At 59.7% G+C, this 20708-nt stretch carries 15 protein-coding genes and 1 pseudogene; 7 read left to right on the forward strand and 9 right to left on the reverse strand.

What is annotated here, in order from left to right; genetic code table 11:
* The first annotated feature begins 6 nt into the window (after positions 1-6).
* The 3 genes from H7698_RS28295 to H7698_RS28305 all read left to right on the forward strand — a co-directional run bounded on the left by H7698_RS28295 (position 7) and on the right by H7698_RS28305 (position 3319).
* Positions 7-669, forward strand: coding sequence for a response regulator (locus H7698_RS28295; RefSeq protein ID WP_162438777.1), 663 nt, complete (start codon positions 7-9; stop codon positions 667-669).
* Positions 666-2033 (forward strand): sensor histidine kinase, encoded by a 1368-nt coding sequence (locus H7698_RS28300; RefSeq protein WP_162438776.1) that lies wholly within the window; start codon positions 666-668, stop codon positions 2031-2033. Before H7698_RS28295 ends, H7698_RS28300 begins: the two co-directional genes overlap by 4 nt.
* Positions 2034-2215: 182 nt before the next feature.
* Positions 2216-3319, forward strand: coding sequence for a transketolase-like TK C-terminal-containing protein (locus H7698_RS28305; RefSeq protein ID WP_194693602.1), 1104 nt, complete (start codon positions 2216-2218; stop codon positions 3317-3319).
* Positions 3320-3330: 11 nt separating this feature from the next.
* Here H7698_RS28305 and H7698_RS28310 read toward each other — a convergent pair whose 3' ends face one another.
* Positions 3331-3783, reverse strand: a complete 453-nt coding sequence (locus H7698_RS28310) for a MarR family winged helix-turn-helix transcriptional regulator (protein ID WP_162438774.1) — start codon at positions 3781-3783, stop codon at positions 3331-3333.
* 172 nt (positions 3784-3955) lie between these two features.
* Here H7698_RS28310 and aceE point away from each other — a divergent pair, with 172 nt between their 5' ends.
* The gene (gene aceE, locus H7698_RS28315) at positions 3956-6625 is read left to right on the forward strand and encodes a pyruvate dehydrogenase (acetyl-transferring), homodimeric type (protein WP_194693603.1); all 2670 of its coding nucleotides are present in this window, start codon (positions 3956-3958) and stop codon (positions 6623-6625) included.
* A 251-nt stretch (positions 6626-6876) separates the two neighbouring features.
* Here the strand turns inward: aceE and H7698_RS28320 are convergent, their stop codons facing one another.
* The 3 genes and pseudogenes from H7698_RS28320 to H7698_RS28330 form a co-directional block, all read right to left on the reverse strand.
* Positions 6877-7326, reverse strand: coding sequence for a hypothetical protein (locus H7698_RS28320; protein ID WP_162438772.1), 450 nt, complete (start codon positions 7324-7326; stop codon positions 6877-6879).
* A gap of 117 nt (positions 7327-7443) precedes the next feature.
* Positions 7444-8196, reverse strand: a pseudogene (locus H7698_RS28325) (sensor histidine kinase); the annotation flags it as partial.
* A gap of 16 nt (positions 8197-8212) precedes the next feature.
* On the reverse strand, positions 8213-8896 hold the full coding sequence (locus H7698_RS28330; protein ID WP_162438770.1) for a response regulator transcription factor: 684 nt from the start codon (positions 8894-8896) through the stop codon (positions 8213-8215).
* Positions 8897-9112: 216 nt separating this feature from the next.
* On the opposite strand from H7698_RS28330, the gene bamA reads away from it, so the two are divergent.
* Positions 9113-11479: an outer membrane protein assembly factor BamA gene (gene bamA, locus H7698_RS28335; RefSeq protein WP_194693605.1), complete on the forward strand. Its 2367-nt coding sequence runs from the start codon at positions 9113-9115 to the stop codon at positions 11477-11479.
* 117 nt (positions 11480-11596) lie between these two features.
* Here bamA and H7698_RS28340 read toward each other — a convergent pair whose 3' ends face one another.
* The 5 genes from H7698_RS28340 to H7698_RS28360 all read right to left on the reverse strand — a co-directional run bounded on the left by H7698_RS28340 (position 11597) and on the right by H7698_RS28360 (position 18202).
* Positions 11597-12418, reverse strand: a complete 822-nt coding sequence (locus H7698_RS28340) for an energy transducer TonB (protein ID WP_194693606.1) — start codon at positions 12416-12418, stop codon at positions 11597-11599.
* Positions 12415-12861: a protein TolR gene (gene tolR / locus H7698_RS28345; protein ID WP_194693607.1), complete on the reverse strand. Its 447-nt coding sequence runs from the start codon at positions 12859-12861 to the stop codon at positions 12415-12417. Before tolR ends, H7698_RS28340 begins: the two co-directional genes overlap by 4 nt.
* Positions 12862-12883: 22 nt before the next feature.
* Positions 12884-13594, reverse strand: coding sequence for a protein TolQ (gene tolQ, locus H7698_RS28350; RefSeq protein WP_194693608.1), 711 nt, complete (start codon positions 13592-13594; stop codon positions 12884-12886).
* A 96-nt stretch (positions 13595-13690) separates the two neighbouring features.
* Positions 13691-15553 carry a phytase gene (locus tag H7698_RS28355; protein ID WP_442966339.1) on the reverse strand — a complete coding sequence of 621 codons (1863 nt, stop codon included), beginning with the start codon at positions 15551-15553 and terminating at the stop codon, positions 13691-13693.
* 105 nt (positions 15554-15658) lie between these two features.
* The gene (locus H7698_RS28360; protein ID WP_194693610.1) at positions 15659-18202 is read right to left on the reverse strand and encodes a TonB-dependent receptor; all 2544 of its coding nucleotides are present in this window, start codon (positions 18200-18202) and stop codon (positions 15659-15661) included.
* A 393-nt stretch (positions 18203-18595) separates the two neighbouring features.
* Between H7698_RS28360 and H7698_RS28365 the strand changes: the two genes are divergently transcribed.
* The gene (locus tag H7698_RS28365; RefSeq protein WP_194693611.1) at positions 18596-19510 is read left to right on the forward strand and encodes a GGDEF domain-containing protein; all 915 of its coding nucleotides are present in this window, start codon (positions 18596-18598) and stop codon (positions 19508-19510) included.
* Between the two features lie 9 nt (positions 19511-19519).
* A complete protein-coding gene (locus tag H7698_RS28370; protein ID WP_194693612.1) occupies positions 19520-20557 on the forward strand; it encodes an AraC family transcriptional regulator in 1038 nt (345 codons plus the stop codon).
* The last annotated feature ends 151 nt before the right edge of the window (positions 20558-20708 follow it).

Here is a 20708-nt window from a genome sequence, read left to right on the forward strand (position 1 = left end):
GTCCGTGTGCGCTTATTACTGATCGAGGATGACATCGCCCTGGGTGAAGGTATCCATCAGGCGCTCGACCGAGAGGGTTACACCGTCGACTGGTTACGCGATGGCAACAGTGCGCTGCATTCGCTGCTTAGCGAAACCTTCGATTTGGCAGTGCTGGATCTCGGGCTGCCACGTATGGACGGGCTGGAGGTGCTACGTCGCCTGCGCGACAGTGGGTCCAACCTGCCGGTGTTGATCCTCACTGCGCGTGACGCTACCGAGGATCGCATCGCCGGGCTGGATGCCGGCGCCGACGACTACCTGATCAAACCGTTCGACCTGGCTGAACTCAAGGCTCGCCTGCGTGCCTTGTTGCGACGTAGCGCAGGTCGCGCCCAGGTACTGATTGAACACGCGGGCATCAGCTTGAACCCCACTACGCAGCAAGTCAGCTATAACGGCGAACCCGTAGCCTTGACCCCCAAGGAGTATCAGTTGCTCCATGAACTGCTTTCGCCTCCGGGCCGGGTGATGACCCGGGATCACCTGATGCAGTTGCTCTACGGCTGGAGCGAGGAGGCGGAAAGCAACACGCTGGAAGTGCACATCCATCACTTGCGCAAGAAGTTCTCCAGCGACCTGATCCGCACCATTCGCGGCGTCGGCTACCTGGTGCAGGAGCGCCAATGAACTCTATTCGGCGCCGCACCCTCACGCTCATCCTCGTCCTGTTGTTTCTCGGTCTACTGATCATGACTGCGTTCAATCTACACGACAGCAATCATGAAATTGATGAAGTGTACGATGCTCAACTGGCGCAGAACGCTCGTCTGTTACAGGGCGTAATGCGCATGCCCATGGCCAGCGAACAACACGCCGAGTTGTATCGGGCTTTCAATCAGGCGTTGAGCCAAGCGGCACCGAAAGTGGATGGCCATCCGTACGAAAGCAAAATCGCTTTTCAAGTCTGGAACTCGCAAGGCGCGCTACTGGTTCATACGGCCAGTGCGCCATCTTTTACGTCCCCGCAGGTCACCCCGGGTTTCAGTGACGTCACTGACGTCACCAGCCGAAAGTGGCGCGCGTTTGTGCTGGATGACACGCAATATGGTCTGAAAATCTGGGTGGGAGAACGTGACGACGTACGAGCCGATCTTGTGGATCGGATTGTCCGTCACACGGTAGTGCCCAACCTGATAGGCAGCCTGCTGCTTGCAGTGGTGATCTGGATGGCAATCGGGTGGGGGCTCAAACCGCTGATCGATATGGCGAAAACCCTGCGAGCCAGGCATTCGGGCTCGCTTGAGCCATTGCAATTGACGCCCTTGCCCACTGAACTCGAACCTATGCAGGCGGCGCTCAACCGTGTGTTGGCGCAGATTCAAGAGGTCATGGGTCGCGAGCGGCGCTTCATCGCTGACGCCGCCCATGAGATGCGAACGCCACTGGCAGTGCTGCGGGTCCATGCGCAAAACCTGATGGAGGCACGGAACGAAGAAGATCGACTCGAATCGCTTGAGCACCTGATCGACGGTGTGGACCGTACCACTCGGCTGGTCAATCAACTGCTGACGATGGCTCGCATTGAACCCCAGTCCGCAACACAGGAGGCCTCGAGCATCGATCTGGTGGCAACGGTTCGAGAGAGTCTGGTTCAACTGACACCCTGGGTATTGAGCAAGGGACTTGAACTGGCGTTCGATACCGTCGAAGAGGTCAGCCTTGTCAAAGTCGACGCCGGGGCCATCCACATCGCCTTGAACAATCTGGTGACCAATGCCGCAAACTTCTCCCCGCCTCAAGGACTGATCACCGTGAGGCTGGTGAAAAAAGAGGATCACTACGAGTTAAGTGTGGAGGACGAGGGGCCAGGTATTGACGAGTCGGAGCGTGATCGACTCTTCGAGCGATTCTATAGCCGTGGGAATGCCCAGGGAGCAGGTCTGGGATTGACCATCGTCCAGGCCATCGCATTTCGCCTGGGTGGGCAGATTCGACTGGAGAATCGTCCGACCGGTGGATTGCGCGCGACATTGGACATTCGTCGTTTTTAAGGCGACCCGTTCATTTTTCAGAGGATCACGTACGGCGAGTTATTGGCTTTTGCGAACGACTGCAATGGGTAAGGCGCGTTCATGAGGAAACTCCATTCCATGGCAATCTAATTGCATTTGCAATCATGTTGAAGCGTGCAGTATGGTGCAGGCATGACGGAACGCATGGAGAATTGTGGAACATGATCGGCCTTTCCAGCTTCAGCAAAACACCGGATACCCGCCTAGCTGCTCAGGCCTGCATCGATAAAATCCGAACCCTGGCACGTCAAAACACCGCGGGCTTCTCTTCTCCGCGTTACACCATGATCGATATCGCCAACCGACTGGAAAGGGATCCGGGAACGGCACGGCATGTCTGGGTCATTCGGTCCGACAAGCAGTCTCAAGTCGACAGTTGTCACCCACGTATCAGCGCCTGGCCTCTGCGCTTCAGCCCGACTGCCTGCGCCAGCGAAAAACCGCTGTTGTACCTGACCCGTTCAGCGACATCAGCCGAACTTTGCGCACTGTCAAACGAGTCCGCCCGCCGGGGCATTCTGTGCAATGACATAGAAACCCTGCCCTCCCGCTGGCCTAAAGGCGCTCACCCCTGGGTTGCGCTGTGGCTGGCCGCCAATCCGCACTGTCTGCCCTTCGACCCCGCCAGCGGTGCCGAAGCGCACGCCATTGCGCTAGCGGCATTGCAAAGTTTGTATGTGGAAGGCAATGCCGGCTTCTATTACATGGCGCTTCACGATGAACACGATGATGTCGTCGCCCCCATCAGCCGCCTGAGTGCGAGCCAGGCCTTCAAGGGCATGTACAAGCTCAACGAGTTCGGTACAGATGCCGGGCAACCCCGGGTCCGCTTGTTGGGCGCGGGGCTGGCGTTGCAGACGGTGGCCTCAGCGGCGCAGATGTTGCGTGATGACTGGGGTGTCGAAAGCGAACTCTGGAGCTGCCCCAGCTACACCCGCCTGGCCCGTGATGCGGACAAGGCACAACGCTGGAACCGGATGCATCCCGACTTGCCACGGCAGTCGTCGCATCTGCTCGACTGCCTGGGCGCCGATGATTGCCCGGTGGTGGCGGTGACCGGTTATGCCCAGCATGTCGCCGATCAGATCGGTGGGCATATCCAGTCACGGTTCGTGGCGATCGGCGCGGATTCAACCGACAGATCTTCGGGCATATCGGTGGATAAACGCTGGATCGTGGCACTCGCTCTGCGAGCGCTGGCCCAGGAAGGTGTTATCGCGCAGGCGTGTGTCGAACAGGCCATGGAGCGTTATCTGCTGCAGTGACAGGACAACGCTCAGCCCGCTCGCCCACTGTTGCGCGCTGCCATTGCGGCCCGCTCAAGCGCGTCACTGAGGAATCGCTGTTGCTCGTCGTCGAACTGCGACAAAAACAGCTCGTCCACCGCCCCTTCATAGATTGCCCACATTTTTTTACGCAGCACTTTCCCGCTCTCGGTAATGGCAGCAAACGCACCCCGGCCGTCATCGCTGGCACGGCTGCGTATGACCAGGCCTTCGGCCTCCAGACGGTCCACCAATCGGGTGAGGTTGTAGCGCTCGATCGCCATCACGTCAGCCAATTCGCTCATGCGTCGGGTGCCCTCGGGGCCGCTTTCCAGGCCCCATAACGCGTCGTACCACGCGTACGCCGGCAGCCCGGCGGCGGCCAGTCGACGCTCGATTTCCCGGATCAGGCAGCGGTGGGCCCTGACGAATCTGAACCAGGTATCCGGATCGCTTGAAGACATGCATCACCTTTTTCATGACATCGATTTAGTTGCAATTGTAGCGTGCGGCGGGCTAAGTTCTCGCATGTAGTTGCAACTGCAACTACAAATATTCTTTTTGGTTGGCGTCGACCCACGCCCCTTAGCCAGGCACCCAACGACTCGGTGCTGCTGCACTGTCCAGGAGACGACGATGGCACAACAACCCCTGTTTCTCGACGAGGATCCACAAGAAACTCGCGAATGGCTCGATTCCATCGAATCGGTGGCGAGCGTCGAAGGGCGTACCCGCGCTCACTACCTGATCGATCAGATGCTGGATTTCGATGCCAGCCGCCATGGTGATTTTTACGGGCGCGTCACCACGCCCTACGTCAACACCATCCCGGTCGACCGTCAGCAGCCCTACCCCGGCGACCTGACCATAGAGCGCCGAATCAATGCTTACATCCGTTGGAACGCTTTGGCCATGGTGCTGCGCGCCGGCAAACACTCGAACGTGGGTGGGCACATCGCGTCCTATGCCTCGGCGGCCGTTCTGTACGACGTCGGTTTCGAGCATTTCTTCCGTGGGCGCACCGAGCAGTTTGGTGGCGACATGGTGTACATCCAGGGCCACTCTTCACCGGGCATTTACGGGCGCGCCTATCTGGAAGGTCGCCTGAGCGAAGAGCAGCTGGACAATTTCCGCCGCGAGACTGACCGCGACGGTGTCTCGTCCTATCCGCACCCAAGACTCATGCCGGACTTCTGGCAATTTCCGACGGTGTCCATGGGACTCGGCCCGATTACCGCCGCGTACCAGGCCAGATTCATGCGCTACCTCGAAGACCGTGGCCTGAAAGAACATCAAGGCCGAAAAGTCTGGGCGTTTCTCGGTGACGGCGAGATGGACCAGCCGGAATCCCTGGCGGCGATTTCCCTGGCGGGTCGGGAGAAGCTCGACAATATTATTTTTGTCGTCAACTGCAACCTCCAGCGTCTGGACGGACCGGTGCGCGGCAACAGCAAGGTCATTCAGGAGTTCGAAAGCCTGTACCGGGCAGCCGGCTGGAACGTCATCAAGGTGATCTGGGGCAGCGGTTGGGATGCCTTGCTGGACAAGGACAAAAGCGGCCTGCTACGTCAGCGCATGATGGAGTGCGTGGACGGTGACTCTCAAAACTACAAATCCCAAAACGGCGCTTACGTCCGTGAGCATTTTTTCGGCAAATACCCTGAGTTGCTGGAGTTGGTCAGCGACCTGAGCGACGAAGAAATCTGGAAGCTCTCTCGCGGCGGCCATGACCCGGAAAAAGTCTACAACGCCTACGCCGCCGCGATGCGCCACACCGGCGGGCCGACGGTCATTCTGGCGAAGACCGTGAAAGGCTTCGGCATGGGCGAAGCAGGCGAAGGCCAGAACATCAACCATCAGCTCAAGAAGATGGGCGAGGATGCTGTCAAAGCGTTCCGTGATCGTTTCGCGCTGGAACTCACCGACGATCAACTGGGCGACATGCCTTACCTCAAACCGGCAGCAGACAGTGTCGAGGCCCTTTATCTGCAAGCCAGGCGTACCCAACTGGGCGGTTACGTGCCTGCTCGCTTCAGCGCGGTCGAGCCGTTGCAGATCCCGCCATTGTCGGCCCTGGACACCCAGCTCAAAGGCACTGGCGAGCGTGGTATTTCCACCACCATGGCGTTTGTGCGCATCCTCGGCACGCTGCTCAAAGACCCGAATATCGGCAAGCTGATCGTGCCCATTGTTCCGGACGAATCACGCACCTTCGGTATGGAAAGCCTGTTCCGCCAGATCGGCATCCATTCCCACATCGGCCAGTTGTATACCCCTCAGGACGCCGGGCAACTGAGTTACTACAAGGAGGCGCGGGATGGACAGATCATGCAGGAGGGATTGAACGAGTCCGGCGCAATTTCTTCGTGGATCGCGGCGAGTACTTCGTACAGTACGCACGGCGTGACGACTGTGCCCTTCTACATCTTTTATTCAATGTTCGGCTTCCAGCGCGTCGGCGATCTGGCCTGGGCGGCAGGCGATGCCCGCGCCCGGGGGTTTCTGCTGGGCGCTACGTCCGGCAGAACCACGCTGATGGGCGAAGGCCTGCAACATGACGATGGTCACAGCCATGTGCTGTCCTCCACCGTACCGTGCTGCGTGTCCTACGACCCGACGTTCGCCTATGAACTGGCCGTGATCATCCAGGATGGCATGCGGCGCATGTATGTCGAAAACGAAGACATTTACTACTACATCACATTGTTGAACGAAAACTACGCCCATCCGCCCATGCCCGAAGGTGTCGAGCAGGACATTCTCAAAGGTATGTATCGGCTCTCGGCCCCGGCGCAGCCAATCGTAGGCAAGCATGTACAACTGATGGGCTGCGGTTCAATCCTGCAAGAAGTCATCGCCGCCGCGCAGTTGCTGGAGCAGGACTTCGATGTCAGCAGCGAAGTATGGAGCGTCACCAGCCTGACCGAACTGCGTCGGGACGGCCAGGAGGCCGAACGCTGGAATCTGCTGCACCCGCATGAGGCGCCTCGTATCGGTCACGTTGAACGTTGCCTGCAAGATAAACAGGGTCCGGTGGTGGTCGCGACTGATTACATGAAGATATTCGCCGACCAGATCCGCCCGTTCGTGCCCATGCGGCGCTTCGTGGCATTGGGCACCGACGGCTTCGGCCAATCGGATACCCGGGAATCGCTGCGCAGGTTTTTCGAAGTGGATCGCCACTTCATCGCGTTGGCGGCCTTGAAAGCGCTGGCCGACGACGGAGGGGTGGCAAGGGAAAAAGTAGCGGAGGCAATTGCGCTTTATGGGATTGACCCGGAGAAACAGAACCCGGCGAAAGTTTGAGTCTTATCGGGTGTAACGGCCTCCCGCTGTAAAACGGGAGACGGTTTCTGGCCGCTGTGTATGCAGCGGCCTTTTTTATGGCTATTCAGCTGATATCGACGTTCAAGGGGATATCCCAGGTGCCGGCGCCGTTTCTCGCCAGGCCGATCATCATCAGGTCGAGGGGGCAATCTCCTGTGCACCAGAACTGCCGGCCGGACCATGATTCAGCTCGACGTATGTTCAGTAAATTCGTGTCAGCCAAGGGTGCTTCAGTGGTCCGCAGCGTAAATGATGGTTTGCGTACCGTTGGGCGCAGCAGACCGGCGGGTGAAGTAGATATCGCCTTCATCCGTCAGGATTTCGTATTCCGCCTTTTTGTCGCCATGGCCCGATGCACCGACATGTTTAATGATTTTCAGCACCCGCTGAAACTTCACACTTTGAGTACCGTTCTTGGCAGGACCGGTGAGGACGTTGACTGTTTGAAACCAGCCTTTTTGTTTTTTGTTCGACATGAGAGTGCCCGTCAGCGCCTCAAAACGTTCCAGACGGGTAAAGCCCCAGAGCGTCTGTTCATCGACCGCTTTGTCCTGGGCGGCAGAGCCTGTAAACACGAACAGATTGATCGCCGGATTATCTTCGCAAAAGAAGTCGTAGGGGACGAGACCATCCACCCGTTTCTGACCGCCAACCAATCCTTTTTTATGCACCTGAAACATCGCCACCTCCGCCCAATAACTTCATTAAAGTTCAGAAAAACGCTGATTAAATTGAACGGGAAGTTTAGTGAGCCGCCGCGTACAGGGCCGTCAAGCCAATGTAATTTCGTGTAAAGATCAGGCCCGACAGGGAAGACTGATTTCGACGGTCAGTCCACCCGATAGCTCATTACGCGCCATGATCATACCGCCATGTATTTCCACAGCCCTGGCAGCGATCGCCAGGCCCAGTCCAAAACCGGTACCGGCCTCGCTCATGCCGCGTTCGAACGGTTGGAAAATGCTGTGCAGTCGTTCGTTTGCAATACCCCGTCCCTGGTCGGTGATCCGCACATTCAGGCAGCCTGCGTCGGGATTGATCCGGGCGGATACCGCAACAGTCGTTCCAGGCAGGGTAAAGCGCACTGCGTTTCGAATGACGTTTTCGAAACTCCGATACAGCAGCTCACCACTGACACAACTGACAAAGGCTGGACACGTTTTCAGGCTGACCTTACAACCTTTCAATCCTGCCTCGAATTGAGCATTTTCGGTAATCTCAGTCAGCAATTCGATAACATCGAGCGGCTCGCGCTGGATACTTTCGGGGTAACTCTGCAGGCGCGCCAGGGTCAACAACGCCTCGATCAGAGTGTCCATGCGCATCGACTCGCGTTCGATGCGTTCCACCATTTCCCGGCATGCCGGATCTTGCCGCAACAGCCCGATGGCCGCTTGCATGCGCATCAACGGTGAGCGCAGTTCGTGAGCGATTTCGTGTATCAGGTGCTGCTGAGCTTCTACCAGCAGTTTCAACGGATCGGCCGTTTGGCCACAGTCCCCGGCCAGATCGACCATTTCATCATTGCGCATGCTCATCGTGGGTTTGATCCAGGACTGGGTTTGTTCATTCGGCTATCAGCAAATAACCGAGGCCTCGCACGCTCTGAATCCAGGCCGAGGCGTCAGGGCGCGGACCCAACTTCTGACGAATGCTGCTGATATGCACGTCGATGCGCCGGTCGTATCGCGTCAATGGGCATCCCATGGCATTGAGAGACAAATCCTTTTTACTCACCACTTCACCGGCACTCCGGGCCAGTTCCTCGAGCAAACTGAACTCGGTACTCGTCACCTCCAGTTCGTTCCCGTTCCAAAGGGCATGGCGTTTACCCGGCCATAAAACCAGAGGGCCCGTCTTGATTATTTCCATAGTTGGCTGAGCCGCTGGCTGCACCCTGCGCATGATTGCGCGCAAACGCGCCACCAGCTCACCCGGCGAACTGGGCTTGGGTACATAATCATCAGCACCGAGCTCCAGGCCAGTGATGCGGTCAATGTTGTCACCACGGCCGGAGAGCAATATCACAGGGACCTGGCTGCGGGTCCGAATACGCCTGAGCAGCTCGATCCCCGAGAGCAGGGGAAGCATCACGTCCAGCACCACAATGCTGTAGCGCCCCGAAAGCGCTTGAATCTCACCCTCTTCACCCGTGTGCACGGCAGTCGCTTCAAAACCTTCACGCTCCAGAAATTGGCTGAGCATTCCAGTCAGTTCCTGGTCATCGTCAACTAGTAATACGTGAGTCATGGCGAGCTCGCGAGTGGGAATGCGCGCAGTATCGTCTTTGCACCCCGCAGCGTCATCGCTTCAACCTTTACATAACTTGACAGTTGGTTAACCGCACCAAACGCCCCGCGCTCTTATGCTCGCTCTCCGCCCGCATGGTCGCTGTGTGATGACCCGTCTACAACGGTTATCCAAGTGCGCCTGCGCTGCCTGTCGATGTGTACTGGAAAGATCTTGATGAATTTTTCGCGCCTGCTCTGCTCGGTTGCGCTGCTGCTCGATATCACATTTGCGCACGCCCAAGACTTCACAATCTCGGATATTCGTATCAATGGCCTCCAGCGGGTCTCCGCGGGGAGCGTCTTTGGTGCCTTGCCGTTGAACGTCGGCGAGCAGGTGGACGATCGTCGCCTGGTGGAATCCACTCGTGCGTTGTTCAAAACCGGTTTCTTCCAAGATATCCAGCTGGGCCGCGATGGCAACGTCCTGGTCATCACGGTAGTCGAGCGTCCGTCGGTCGCCAGTATCGAGATCGAAGGCAACAAGGCGATCTCCACTGAAGACCTGATGAAGGGCCTCAAGCAGTCCGGTCTGGCTGAAGGCGAGATCTTCCAGCGTGCCACCCTCGAAGGCGTGCGTAACGAGCTGCAGCGTCAATACGTCGCTCAGGGCCGTTACTCGGCGACCGTTGATACCGAAGTGGTGCCGCAGCCGCGCAACCGTGTCGGGCTGAAGGTCAACATCAACGAAGGTACCGTCGCAGCTATCCAGCACATCAACGTGGTGGGTAACACCGTCTTCCCGGATGAAGACCTGATCGACCTCTTCGAACTCAAGACGACCAACTGGCTCTCGTTCTTCAAGAACGATGACAAGTATGCTCGGGAAAAGCTGTCCGGCGACCTGGAGCGTCTGCGTTCCTACTACCTGGACCGCGGCTATATCAACATGGATATCGCTTCGACCCAGGTGTCCATTACCCCGGACAAGAAGCACGTCTATATCACCGTTAACGTCAACGAAGGCGAGAAATACACCGTTCGTGACGTCAAGTTGAGCGGTGACCTGAAAGTCCCTGAAGACCAGGTCAAGTCGCTCCAGCTGGTCCAGAAAGGCCAGGTGTTTTCGCGCAAGCTAATGAGCACTACATCCGAACTGATCACACGTCGCCTGGGTAACGAGGGTTACACCTTCGCCAACGTCAACGGCGTACCGGTGCCTTACGACGATGACCACACCGTCGACATCACCTTCGCGGTCGATCCGGGCAAGCGTGCTTACGTGAATCGCATCAACTTTCGCGGCAACACCAAGACTGTAGACGAAGTGTTGCGTCGTGAAATGCGTCAAATGGAAGGGGGCTGGGCCTCGACCTACCTGATCGACCAGTCCAAGACCCGTCTTGAGCGTTTGGGCTTCTTCAAGGAAGTCAACGTCGAAACGCCGGCAGTGCCAGGTGTCGATGATCAGCTTGATGTGAACTACAGCGTTGAAGAACAGGCTTCCGGTTCGATTTCCGCCAGCGTTGGTTTCGCTCAGAGCGCCGGTTTGATCCTCAGTGGTTCGATCACCCAGAACAACTTCCTGGGTACCGGTAACAAGGTCAGCATCGGCTTGACCCGCAGTAAATACCAGAGCCGTTATAACTTCGGTTATGTCGACCCGTACTGGACCGCTGATGGCGTGAGCCTGGGTCACAACATTTTCTACAGCGCGACCGATTACAGCGATTACTATAAAAACAGCGCTACCTACTACGCCATTGACAGTTATGGCGCCGGAACCACGCTCGGCTACCCGATCAGTGAAACCTCTCGCTTGAGTTTCGGCCTGTCAATGCAACACGACAGTATCAAGCCGGCCACCTATAGCGCCGATGAGATCTACGACTTTATTCAGCGCGAAGGTAAAGAATTCAACAATTTCAAAGCCAGCCTCGGTTGGTCGGAATCGACGTTGAACAGAGGCTTGCTGGCCACCCGCGGCCACTCGCAGAACCTGAACATGATGGTGACGGTGCCTGGCAGCGACTTGAGCTTCTACAAAATCGATTACACCGGGCAGACCTTCCTCCCGATCAGAAGCTCCACTTCGCTGCGTTTCCATACCAGACTCGGATATGGCAATGGCTATGGCTCAACCGACAGCCTGCCCTTCTATGAAAACTACACCGCCGGCGGCGAAGGTTCAGTGCGCGGGTTTAAAAGCGGTACCCTCGGACCGCGCAATACCCCGGCCACCGGCACTTATGCCAGCGCCGGCCAAGCGTACTACTCCGACCGGGATACCGAAGCACTGGGTGGTAACATCTTGATCACCGCAGGGGTGGAGTACCTGTTCCCGATGCCCTTCATCAAAGACACCAGATCCTTGCGCACCTCTTTGTTCTGGGACGTCGGCAATGTCTTCTCGGACAAGTGCAACCTGAGCACCTCCCAGGGCTGCGACGGTATTGATCTCAGCAAAATGGCCAGCTCAGTGGGGGTCGGCCTCACTTGGTACAGCCCGCTGGGGCCCTTGAGCTTTAACCTGGCGCTGCCGGTTCGAACGCCTGAGGATGCCGACAAGCAAGTGTTCCAGTTCTCCCTGGGACAGACGTTCTGACACGCGGATACGGCCATGAGCAAAGCCAATATTCACACAGTGGGAGGTACTGTTTTCCCTAAGGTCTTCCCAAGCCCTCTGCCCTGAGAGACTAGATACAGCCCCGGCCCCTCTCCCTCACTTGATCCTGAAATGAAAGGTATTGCGCACCGACGGCACGGCGACGGCCACACCGTCGACGATGCGCGGCTGATAGCGGAAGGTTTGCGCGGCCGCCAGCGAGGGACGAATGAACAAGGGGTGGCAGCCGTCCAGCACCTTGGGGTTTTCGATCTGGCCCTTCGGGTTGACGGTGTATTCGACGGAACAGTCGCCCTCGATATTTTTGTCCAGCGCCCGTGCCGGATACTCCGGCGCTTCCTTGCTCAGTGGTAGGTACTGACGGCTATCCGCAGCGGCTTGTTGCCGGGCGCGCTCGGCGTTCAGCCGGGACTGCTCCGCTTGCTGCGCTTGCTGTTGCGCCTGGCGCTGTTGTTCTGCGGCTTGCTCGCGCACTCGAGAGGCCTGTTGCTGACGTTGCTGCTCGGCCAGTTGTTCGCGCTGGCGCTCTTCGACACGCTTGCGCGCCAAGGCTGCCTGCTCGAGCTTGCGCGCCTGGATCTGCGGGTCGATCTGCGGCTTGGCCGGTTCAACCGGCACACTCGGCGTCACGGCTGCCGGGGCCGCGACCACAGGTTCGGCCACTGGCATGGGTGCGGGTTCTGGCGCAGGCGGCTGCACCGTCGGCGCCACCATCACCAACTGTGTGGTCATGACGTTCGGTGGTTTTACTGCTGGCACTTCGGGGGACCAGTTGTTGATCAACAACAGCACCACGACGCCATGTAGCGCCACCGCCAGACCCGCCGCAAAGCTGTGCTGCCAGAGGTCGCTGCGCTTCATCGAGGTCCACCTCCCTGTCGCCAGCGGTGTAGTGTCGTGCAGGATCATCGTGGTCATTGCGGGGCCTCGGTCACCAGCCCGAGGTTGCTCACGCCGCCCTGTTGCAACGCCGCCATGGCCGCCACGACGCTGCCGTACCCGGCATCCTGGTCCGCTCGGATATACACCTGCGTGTCCTGTCGCTGGGCGATGATCTGCTCGACCTTGGCGCGCAGTTCATCGAGGCCCACGGCGCTATCAGTCTGATGCTGGGTGTCGAGTTCACCGCCGAGGTTCCAGTAATAACCGCCCTCGGCTTTCACCGACAGGGTGAGGATCTGCTGGCGCGTGTCGTTGGCCAAGGCCTCACTGGCGACCTTGGGCAATTCGATTTTCACGCCTTGGGTCAGCATCGGCGCGGTCACCATGAAGATCACCAACAGCACCAGCATCACGTCGATGTAAGGCACCACGTTCATCTCGGCCTTCGGCCCATGTTTGCGTTGCGGCCTGACTAGCATCTCGTCTCTCCTTGAAGTCCGTTCAGGCCGCAGCGGCCAGGTTCAACGGCGCACCGTGCAACGTGCGGTGCAGGCGCACTTGCAGTTCGTTGCCGAAGGCGTAGTAGCGCGTGAGCAGGGTCTGGCTGCGCGCCGCGAAGCGGTTGTAGGCGATCACCGCAGGGATCGCCGCGAACAGACCAATCGCCGTGGCGATCAACGCCTCCGCGATGCCGGGTGCGACGGTCGAGAGCGTCGCCTGCTGCACTTGCGACAGGCCGATGAACGAATTCATGATCCCCCACACCGTGCCGAACAGGCCGATATAAGGGCTCACCGAGCCGACCGTGGCGAGAAATTGCAGACCTTTTTCCAGGCGCACTTCTTCCTCGCTGATGGCGACGTACAGCGCTCGCTCGACGCCCTCTTGCACCACGTCGGGGTGGTGACCGGCTTGCTGCTTCAAGTGACAAAACTCTTGATAGCCTGCGCGAAAAACCGGTTCGATCCCGGCCTCCACATCCTTTACCTGTGCCGTTTCACGCAGCAACGGCAGCAACTCAGATGCACTGCGAAAACGCTGCATGAAGCTGTTCAACCTGCGCTCGCGGCGGTGCAGCACACGGCTGCGCTGGATGATCAGGTACCAGCTGAGCAACGAGGCCAGCAACAGCGTGAGCATCACGGCTTTGACCAATAGGCTGGCGTCGCTGATCAGCCCCCAGATCGTCATGTGTTCGAGCGTGGCCTGCATGGTGAAACTCCTTGTGAGGTGCCGCGTGACCGTTGATGCGCAACGGTCGCGAGGCTATTCGATGGAAAATTGATGACCGAATGATGACGGTCCGGATCAGGGCAGCTTCAGGGCCTGGACGACCTCGGCCCAGGGCACGAATTTGAAGTTCTGGGCTTGCTCGGGCATCCGCTTGCGGCCGTCCTGCACCACCAGCATGCCGTGACTCCAGGGGCCACCGAGGTTGACCGAGGTCACCTCCAGGCCATCGGTTTCCGACGCGCCGTCGATGCCCGCCGCCGCGTTCAAACCGACCCGGAACGCGCCGTGACTGGCGTACGGCGGCTCGGCGTCGAGCACCAGGTAGCTGTCGTTACCCTGGCTGGACACCACCAGATAATCCCGCCCCGCGCTTTGATACAGCGCCAGGCCTTCGACATCCGCCTGCAACTGCGCGCCGACCTTGATCACGCTGGTCAGCGTCGCCGGTTGATCGGCACGCGCGTCCACGGCCCAGACCCCGACATCCTCCTCACCGAGAAACAGTCGTTGGCGCTGGTCGTCGGCGACGCAGCCTTCCGGCTGGCTGTCGACCTTGAACTGACGCACCAGCTCACCCTGAGCCCGGCCATTGGCTGCACTGAGGCGGTACTGCAGGAAGGTGCCGTCCTTGTCGTTGGCGATCGCGTAGATCTCACCGCTGGCCGGTTGAAACAGGCAGATGCCGTAGATGTCTTTGAGCGGCGTGGCCACTTCGCCGATGTCGCGCAGCTCGCCGCTGCTGCGGTCGATGGCGAACAGGCTGAGGCTGTTGTGGTCGCGGTGACTGGCCACCGCCAGGTCCACGGTCTGCTCGCCGAGCTTGAAGTGGGGTCGAACATCGACGTTGTTCAAGCGCCCGACCGGCAACTCCTGGAGCAGTTTTCCCTGCAGGTCATACGCCAACAGACCCTGTTTTTTATTGGTGCCCAGCACCCGGCTGAGGGACGGTTGCTGCGGGTGAATCCAGATCGCCGGGTCGTCCGCCGCATCACCCTGACGGGCCACCGGATCGGTCTGAACACGCGCTGGCACGCTCGGCAACACCGGCGCCAAGGGAACCGCCTTGGCTTGCCAGTCGATCTGGCCCTGGTACACACGCCCGTCGGCATCGTCACGGATCAACACCTGCAAACCTTTGTCGGTGTTACGCAGGGCCAGGCTTTCCGGTTCCTTCAGGCCGGTCAACGGCAAGGTGGCCTGGGCCGTCCAGCGTTCGCCCTGCTGCTGATACAGGTGCAGTTGCGCCGCTTTCGGATCGAGCCCGACGACGCCACCGGGGACCAGCGCCAGCGCACCGGCGGCACCCTTGATGTCGCCGAAGGGGTCACGCATCGCCACGGGCGTGCGGGTCACATCGGCTTCCGCGTGTGCCGGGTACGCCCACCAACCGACGTTTTCTTCGTTGGCTACCAGTTGATGCGCAGCGTCGTCGACCTGACAAAACTGCGCCGACGGCGGCAGCGGCACACTGCGGACCTTTTGTGCCTCGGTGTTCAGAACGTTGCCGTTGCCCAGCAGCCATTGCTCACCCTTGCCCTCCTCGCCCACCAGAAAGACAAACAAGTTGCTGGCGTCGTCGCGATACAGGCACAGGCCATTCACCCCGAAGTCCCGCGTCGGCAAATACAGCGGCGTGCCCCACGTGCGCTTGGCCGAATCGAGGCCGACCACCAGCGCTTGCTGGCGGCTGGTGTCGAGGCTGGCAACGAACACCTGCTGCGCGGTGGCACGGCTGTCGAGGCTGCTGAATGAACCGCTCATTCGCGCCAGTTCGACGCCTTTGGCGTCCAGCAACAGCAAGCCATCACGGGGGCTGACCGCCAGGCGTTGATCGGCGGACAGGAACGCCAGTTCCTCGACCTTGAGATTCGGCGCCCATGGCGTCAGCGTCAGCGCAGGTGTCGCCGCCAGGGTCGGGCCAGCGGCCAGGCTGATCATCGCGGCCAGCAGCCAGTGTGTGTGTCGCAAAGAAATAGTCATGAACAGGCAAAGTCCTTGTCGTGCATCCATCGCGACGGCAGCACCGGGCTGCCGTCCCGGCACTTAGAAATGGGTGAAAGTCAGGCCGAGCTTGTAGGTCGGGCCGTACTCTTCGTATTGGCCGTTGTAGGAACGGTTGCCGGTGTAGACGAAGTACGACTCGTCGGTGAGGTTTTGCGCCTCGAAGCTCACTTGCAGGTTTTTCGTCAGCGAGTAGCGCGCACTGAAATCAACGAAGGTCTGGGCATCGACGTGCAGGTCGTGGGCCTTGTCGTTGATCGGGGCCAGCTCATAGAGGTAGTCCGATTTGTAGTTGGCCGACAGGCGCAGGCTGAGTTTGTCGTCTTCCCAACCGAGCATCAGGTTGCCGACCGTGTCCGACTGGTTCGGCAAATCGATGCTGCGCTTGAGGTTCGTGCCACTGGCGGCGTCGAAGCCTTCGATCTCGGCGTCGGAACGACTGAAGGTGGCGTTGGCCCCGACCAGCAAGCCGTTCCACGGCGCTGGTAGCCAGTCGAACTGCTGCGAATAGGCCAGCTCCAGCCCGTAGAGTTTTGCGCTGTCACCGTTGGCAAAGGTGTGGGCTTCGGCGAAGTCCACCCAGGCGCCGGTGCCGGCCAGATCGGTGTTGTAGACGAAGTTCTTGATGTCCTTGTAGAACACGAACGCCGAGACCGTGCCGGCACGTCCCATGAAGTGCTCGATACCGAGGTCGAGGTTGCTCGACTCCAGCGGATTGAGATCAGGATTGCCAAACGTGGCCTCGTCGCCGTCGATGACAAACCCCGGCGCCAATTGACCGAAGGTCGGGCGCACCACGGTCTTGGTCCAGGCCGCACGCACCTGGGTGTTCTTGTCCAGTTGGTAACGCGCATGCAAGCCCGGCAACCAGTGGTGATATTTGCGTTTGGTGTCGGTGGCTTCGAACTCGCCATCGTTGACGCCGGTGCCTTTGGCATCGAACTCGGTGCCCTCGTAGCGCAAGCCGGCGATGAACCGCCAATCGTCGATGTCGAAGGTGTTCATCAGGTAACCGGCGTTGATGTCCTCACTCATCTTGAAGTCGTTGACCGCCGATTCCACAGGATCGTAGAAGTCATCGCGGTTCAGCCCGCCGATCAACTGCTTGATCGCACTGCCGCTGATGCCGGGCCCGAACTGGCCGAGGCGGTAATCCACCGAGCCTTTTCGGAACTGGCTGAGGTTGAGTTGTTCATCGTTGAAGCCCAGTTCGTCGAAGTCTTCGTAGACCCAGGCGTCGAGGTCGTTGTCCTTGTTGCGCCGGCTGACCTTGCCGCCGAACTTGACCTGCGAGGCGTACCCGTTGAGGTCGTAATCACGGGCCAGGTCCAGGCGCAGGTTTTTCTCGGTGTCGGTGGTGTTCTGCTTTTCCCAGTCGACTTTATCGAGGGTGAAGTTGTTCGGGTCGTAGAAGCCCTGACCAATGATCGGCCGTGGCTTGTCGTTGCTATAGAAGCCGCTGTCGGTGAAGTCGTCATTGGCATCGAACGCGGCGTTGGCGATGTGGCCGGGGCTGTCTTCGCTGGAGCGGCTGTAACCGGCCTGACCGCTGAGGGTCCAGAGGCCGAACAGGCGTTCACCGCCCAACACGTAGGACTGAATTTCCTGGGTCTCTTCGCGCTGCTTGAGCTTTCGTTTGCTTTCGGCATCGCCCAGCTCGCCAGCCGCCTGCGGGTCGGCGAACGCGATGCTGGTGGAGTTGCGGGTCTCGCTGTCCTTGTAACGGCTGTACAACGTGCGCAGGTAATAGCTGCTCAGGTCATCGGGCTTGTAGTCGAAGTTCAGGCCGCCGCCGGTGCGTTCCCGGCTGATGTCGTAGTCGCGCTGCTCGAATTCTTCCAGGCGCGCACCTCGCTGAAAATCCCAGGCGCCGCCGGTTTCGACGTTGTCCGAACCGAAGTCACGCTTCTGCCAGCTCAGGGCTGCCGCCACACCGAAGTTATCGATGCCGTCGCCCAGGCTGAAACGGTCGCTGGCCGCGCCGGAGAATTTCGGGCTGGTCTGGTGGGTGTTCTTGTCGTAACTGGCCTCGCTACTCCCGGTGTAGAACAGACCCGGGTGATCGAACGCCGACAGGCTGCGAACATCGACCGTACCGCCCAGAGAGTTGGCATCCATATCCGGCGTCAAGGTCTTGATCACCGACAGCGATTGCACCAGCTCCGACGGCAACACATCGAGGGCCACGGCGCGGCGCTCGCTTTCCGGCGACGGCACCAGCGTACCGTTGATGGTGACGCTGTTCAGGTCCGGGCCCAAGCCCCGCACGCTGACAAATCGCCCCTCGCCCTGATCACGTTCGACACTGACACCCGGCAGGCGCTGCACCGCTTCGGCGACGTTCTCGTCCGGCAACTGCGCCATGCCATCGGCATGCACCACGCTTTCGATGTTGTCGGAGCGGCGCTGCTCCTTGAGTGCCGAATTGATGCTCGCCGCCTGACCGACCACTTCGACATGCTCGACATTGGCCGTGGCGTCTGCGGCGCTCAACCGTTCGCTGACCAATGCCATGGTCAACGCCGTGAGCGTGAAACTGAAGATCCCGACGGTGCCGCGGCGCGGATGACTGCTGCGCTGGTCCATGAATGTCCTCCCCCAAAGAGTCCGTTAACGCCAGGCAAGTGGCCCGGCAACTGGGAGGGCAAGCTAGGCATGGGGCGTGACGGTTCTGTGACAGCAACGGGCAGCAAGCCCTTTAAACCGCCTGTTTGCCGGGCATTGGGGGTGGGAATGAGCTGAATTGACCTGCTGGCAATAACGGTGAGTCGGTCAGGCTCCCTGTCGGATGTGCGGACACCCGCGTCGGAACGCCGTTCGAAGCAAGGGAGCGCTCATGGGAACGCACGGCGCGGCGCGGAAAAACCAATTCACGGTGAGCTGATTCGACCTCCCCCCTCCCTTCGCGCCTCGTCACCCGACTGTCACAAACATCTGCTGTGCTGGCGCGCATCGCTTCCTCATCCAAGGACCGCTGTCATGTTCTTAGTGCTCAAGCCCCACCGTTGGAAACTCACCGCCCTGCTGCTGGCGGCCAACCTCGGTTTGCTGCTGCACCTGGCCTGCGGCGACCTGAAAACCGTCAGTAAGTGGGTCTGGCTGGACATCATCGGCGAAGGCGGCTCGGCGCTGCTGGCCTTGGTCTGGCTGGGGCTGGTGCTCAAAAGCCGCCCTGCCGGACGGGTCACCAACTACCTGGCGCTGGGGCTCAGTTGCATCTTTTTCTCCTGGTGGATCGACAGCCTTGACGAGTTCATCCGCCTGCCCGACAGCATCACCTGGGATCACTGGCTGGAGTCCGGGCCGATGCCGGTCGGCATGATTCTGTTGACCATCGGCATCTATCACTGGCATCGCGAACAACTGGCGATCAGCGCGCAGATGGAGAAACGCGAGCGGCTGTTTCGCGAACACCGACTGTTCGACAAACTCACGCCGCTGGGCAGTGCCGACTACCTCAAACGGCAACTGGCCGACAGCCTCGCCGACAGCATCAGCCAACAACAACCGCTGTCGCTGCTGGTACTGGACCTGGACAACTTCGCCTCCATCAATCAGCACTTCGGCCATGCCGAAGGCGACGCCGTACTGCAGGCCCTGAGTCATTTGCTGCTGCTCAACTTGCGCCGCCAGGACCTGCTCTGCCGTCTGGCCGGCGACCGTTTTGTGGTGCTGCTGCCCAACACCGGCGAGCGTCAGGCGCAGCTCCTGGCGCACGAGCTGCAACACGCCGTGCACAGCCTGGCCCACAAGACCCGCCAACACGGCGAACGCCTGCAACTGGCGGCCAGTACGGCGGTGGTGATGGCCCTCGACGAGACGCCTGAAACCCTGCTCAAACGCCTCAACCTGGCGCTGGCGCGGGCCAAGCAACCACTCGCCAAAAGCGCCTGAGGCCCGGCGATGACCGTCAAAACCACCTGGTACGAAGCCGACAGCCGTTTCATCCCCGGGCATTACCAACCCGCCACCCTGATCGATCTGGCCTTGTCCCGAGACATTGACAGCCATCGCCTGCTACGCGGCACCGGCCTGTTTCACGAAGACATTCTGGCGGGCCAGACTCGCCTCAGCCCGCAGCAGTTTCTGCAACTGATCGGCAACAGCCGACGCCTGCTGGACGCCGACGACAGCAGTTTCCTGTTCGGCCAGCGATTACTGCCTGGACACTACGGCGCCGTCAGCCACGCCTTGCGCCACGCACAAAACCTGCACCAGGCCCTCGACTCGCTGGTGCAGCAACAGGCATTGCTCAGCCCGTTGGCCACACCGCGCTTGCTGCTGGATGAACAGTTCGCCTACGTCTATTGGCTGGACAGTTGCGGCGCGGGTGAGCAATGGCGATTCCTGCTGGAAGCGAGCATGACCTCGCTGGTGGCCATGAGTCAGTGGCTCAGCGGCCGCCGCCTGCCGTGGGTATGCAGCCTCAGCCATGCCGAGCCGCGGTACGTCGAACAGTATTGGGTGCACCTGGGCGAAGACACCCAGTTCAAACGCCCACTGGACCTGATGCGCATCCCCCGGGAATACCTCGCCCAACCCTGGCCCAACGCCTCAGCCACCGCCGGCCAGGTCGCCCGCCTGGAAGCCGTGGGGCAAATCGAACAGCTTGGTTTTGCGGAGAGCTTCACCGACTGCCTCTACACCTACCTGATCGAACACGTGCGCCAACCGCCGAGCCTGGAACAAGCCGCCCAGGCCTTCGCCATGAGCCCCGCCACCCTCAAACGCAAACTGCAAAAACACGACACCGGGTTTCAGCAGCAAGTGGATCGCGTGCGCAAACAGGTGGCGCTGTATCTGTATCAGGTCAAAGGGCTTAGCAATGAGGAAGTGGCGGACTATTTGAGCTTCAGCGATGCAGCCAACTTTCGTCGCTCGTTTAAACGCTGGACGGGAAGTACGCCGAATTTGATTCGGCAGTTGTTTAGTATGGGTTGAGTCGCGAGCCTCAGGCGTCGACAGCGCCCGGTCTCAACCCTAATGCCAGTCAGCGAAGGATTTTGTAGGAGCGAGCTTGCTCGCGAAAAACTCAGGCCAACCACGTTTATTCAGAATAAATGCGTTGCCTTGGCATTTTTCGCGAGCAAGC

Source organism: Pseudomonas sp. p50(2008), from assembly GCF_015351605.1.
Classification (GTDB): Bacteria; Pseudomonadota; Gammaproteobacteria; order Pseudomonadales; family Pseudomonadaceae; genus Aquipseudomonas.

Coding starts and splice junctions, on each gene's coding strand:
- H7698_RS28310 (WP_162438774.1), bottom strand. CDS start 3,783: ATGTCTTCAAGCGATCCGGATACCTGGTTCAGATTCGTCAGGGCCCAC.
- H7698_RS28305 (WP_194693602.1), top strand. CDS start 2,216: ATGATCGGCCTTTCCAGCTTCAGCAAAACACCGGATACCCGCCTAGCT.
- H7698_RS28320 (WP_162438772.1), bottom strand. CDS start 7,326: ATGTTTCAGGTGCATAAAAAAGGATTGGTTGGCGGTCAGAAACGGGTG.
- H7698_RS28365 (WP_194693611.1), top strand. CDS start 18,596: ATGTTCTTAGTGCTCAAGCCCCACCGTTGGAAACTCACCGCCCTGCTG.
- H7698_RS28355 (WP_442966339.1), bottom strand. CDS start 15,553: ATGATCAGCCTGGCCGCTGGCCCGACCCTGGCGGCGACACCTGCGCTG.
- H7698_RS28330 (WP_162438770.1), bottom strand. CDS start 8,896: ATGACTCACGTATTACTAGTTGACGATGACCAGGAACTGACTGGAATG.
- tolQ (WP_194693608.1), bottom strand. CDS start 13,594: ATGCAGGCCACGCTCGAACACATGACGATCTGGGGGCTGATCAGCGAC.
- aceE (WP_194693603.1), top strand. CDS start 3,956: ATGGCACAACAACCCCTGTTTCTCGACGAGGATCCACAAGAAACTCGC.
- bamA (WP_194693605.1), top strand. CDS start 9,113: ATGAATTTTTCGCGCCTGCTCTGCTCGGTTGCGCTGCTGCTCGATATC.
- H7698_RS28340 (WP_194693606.1), bottom strand. CDS start 12,418: ATGACCACGATGATCCTGCACGACACTACACCGCTGGCGACAGGGAGG.
- H7698_RS28300 (WP_162438776.1), top strand. CDS start 666: ATGAACTCTATTCGGCGCCGCACCCTCACGCTCATCCTCGTCCTGTTG.
- H7698_RS28360 (WP_194693610.1), bottom strand. CDS start 18,202: ATGGACCAGCGCAGCAGTCATCCGCGCCGCGGCACCGTCGGGATCTTC.
- H7698_RS28370 (WP_194693612.1), top strand. CDS start 19,520: ATGACCGTCAAAACCACCTGGTACGAAGCCGACAGCCGTTTCATCCCC.
- tolR (WP_194693607.1), bottom strand. CDS start 12,861: ATGCTAGTCAGGCCGCAACGCAAACATGGGCCGAAGGCCGAGATGAAC.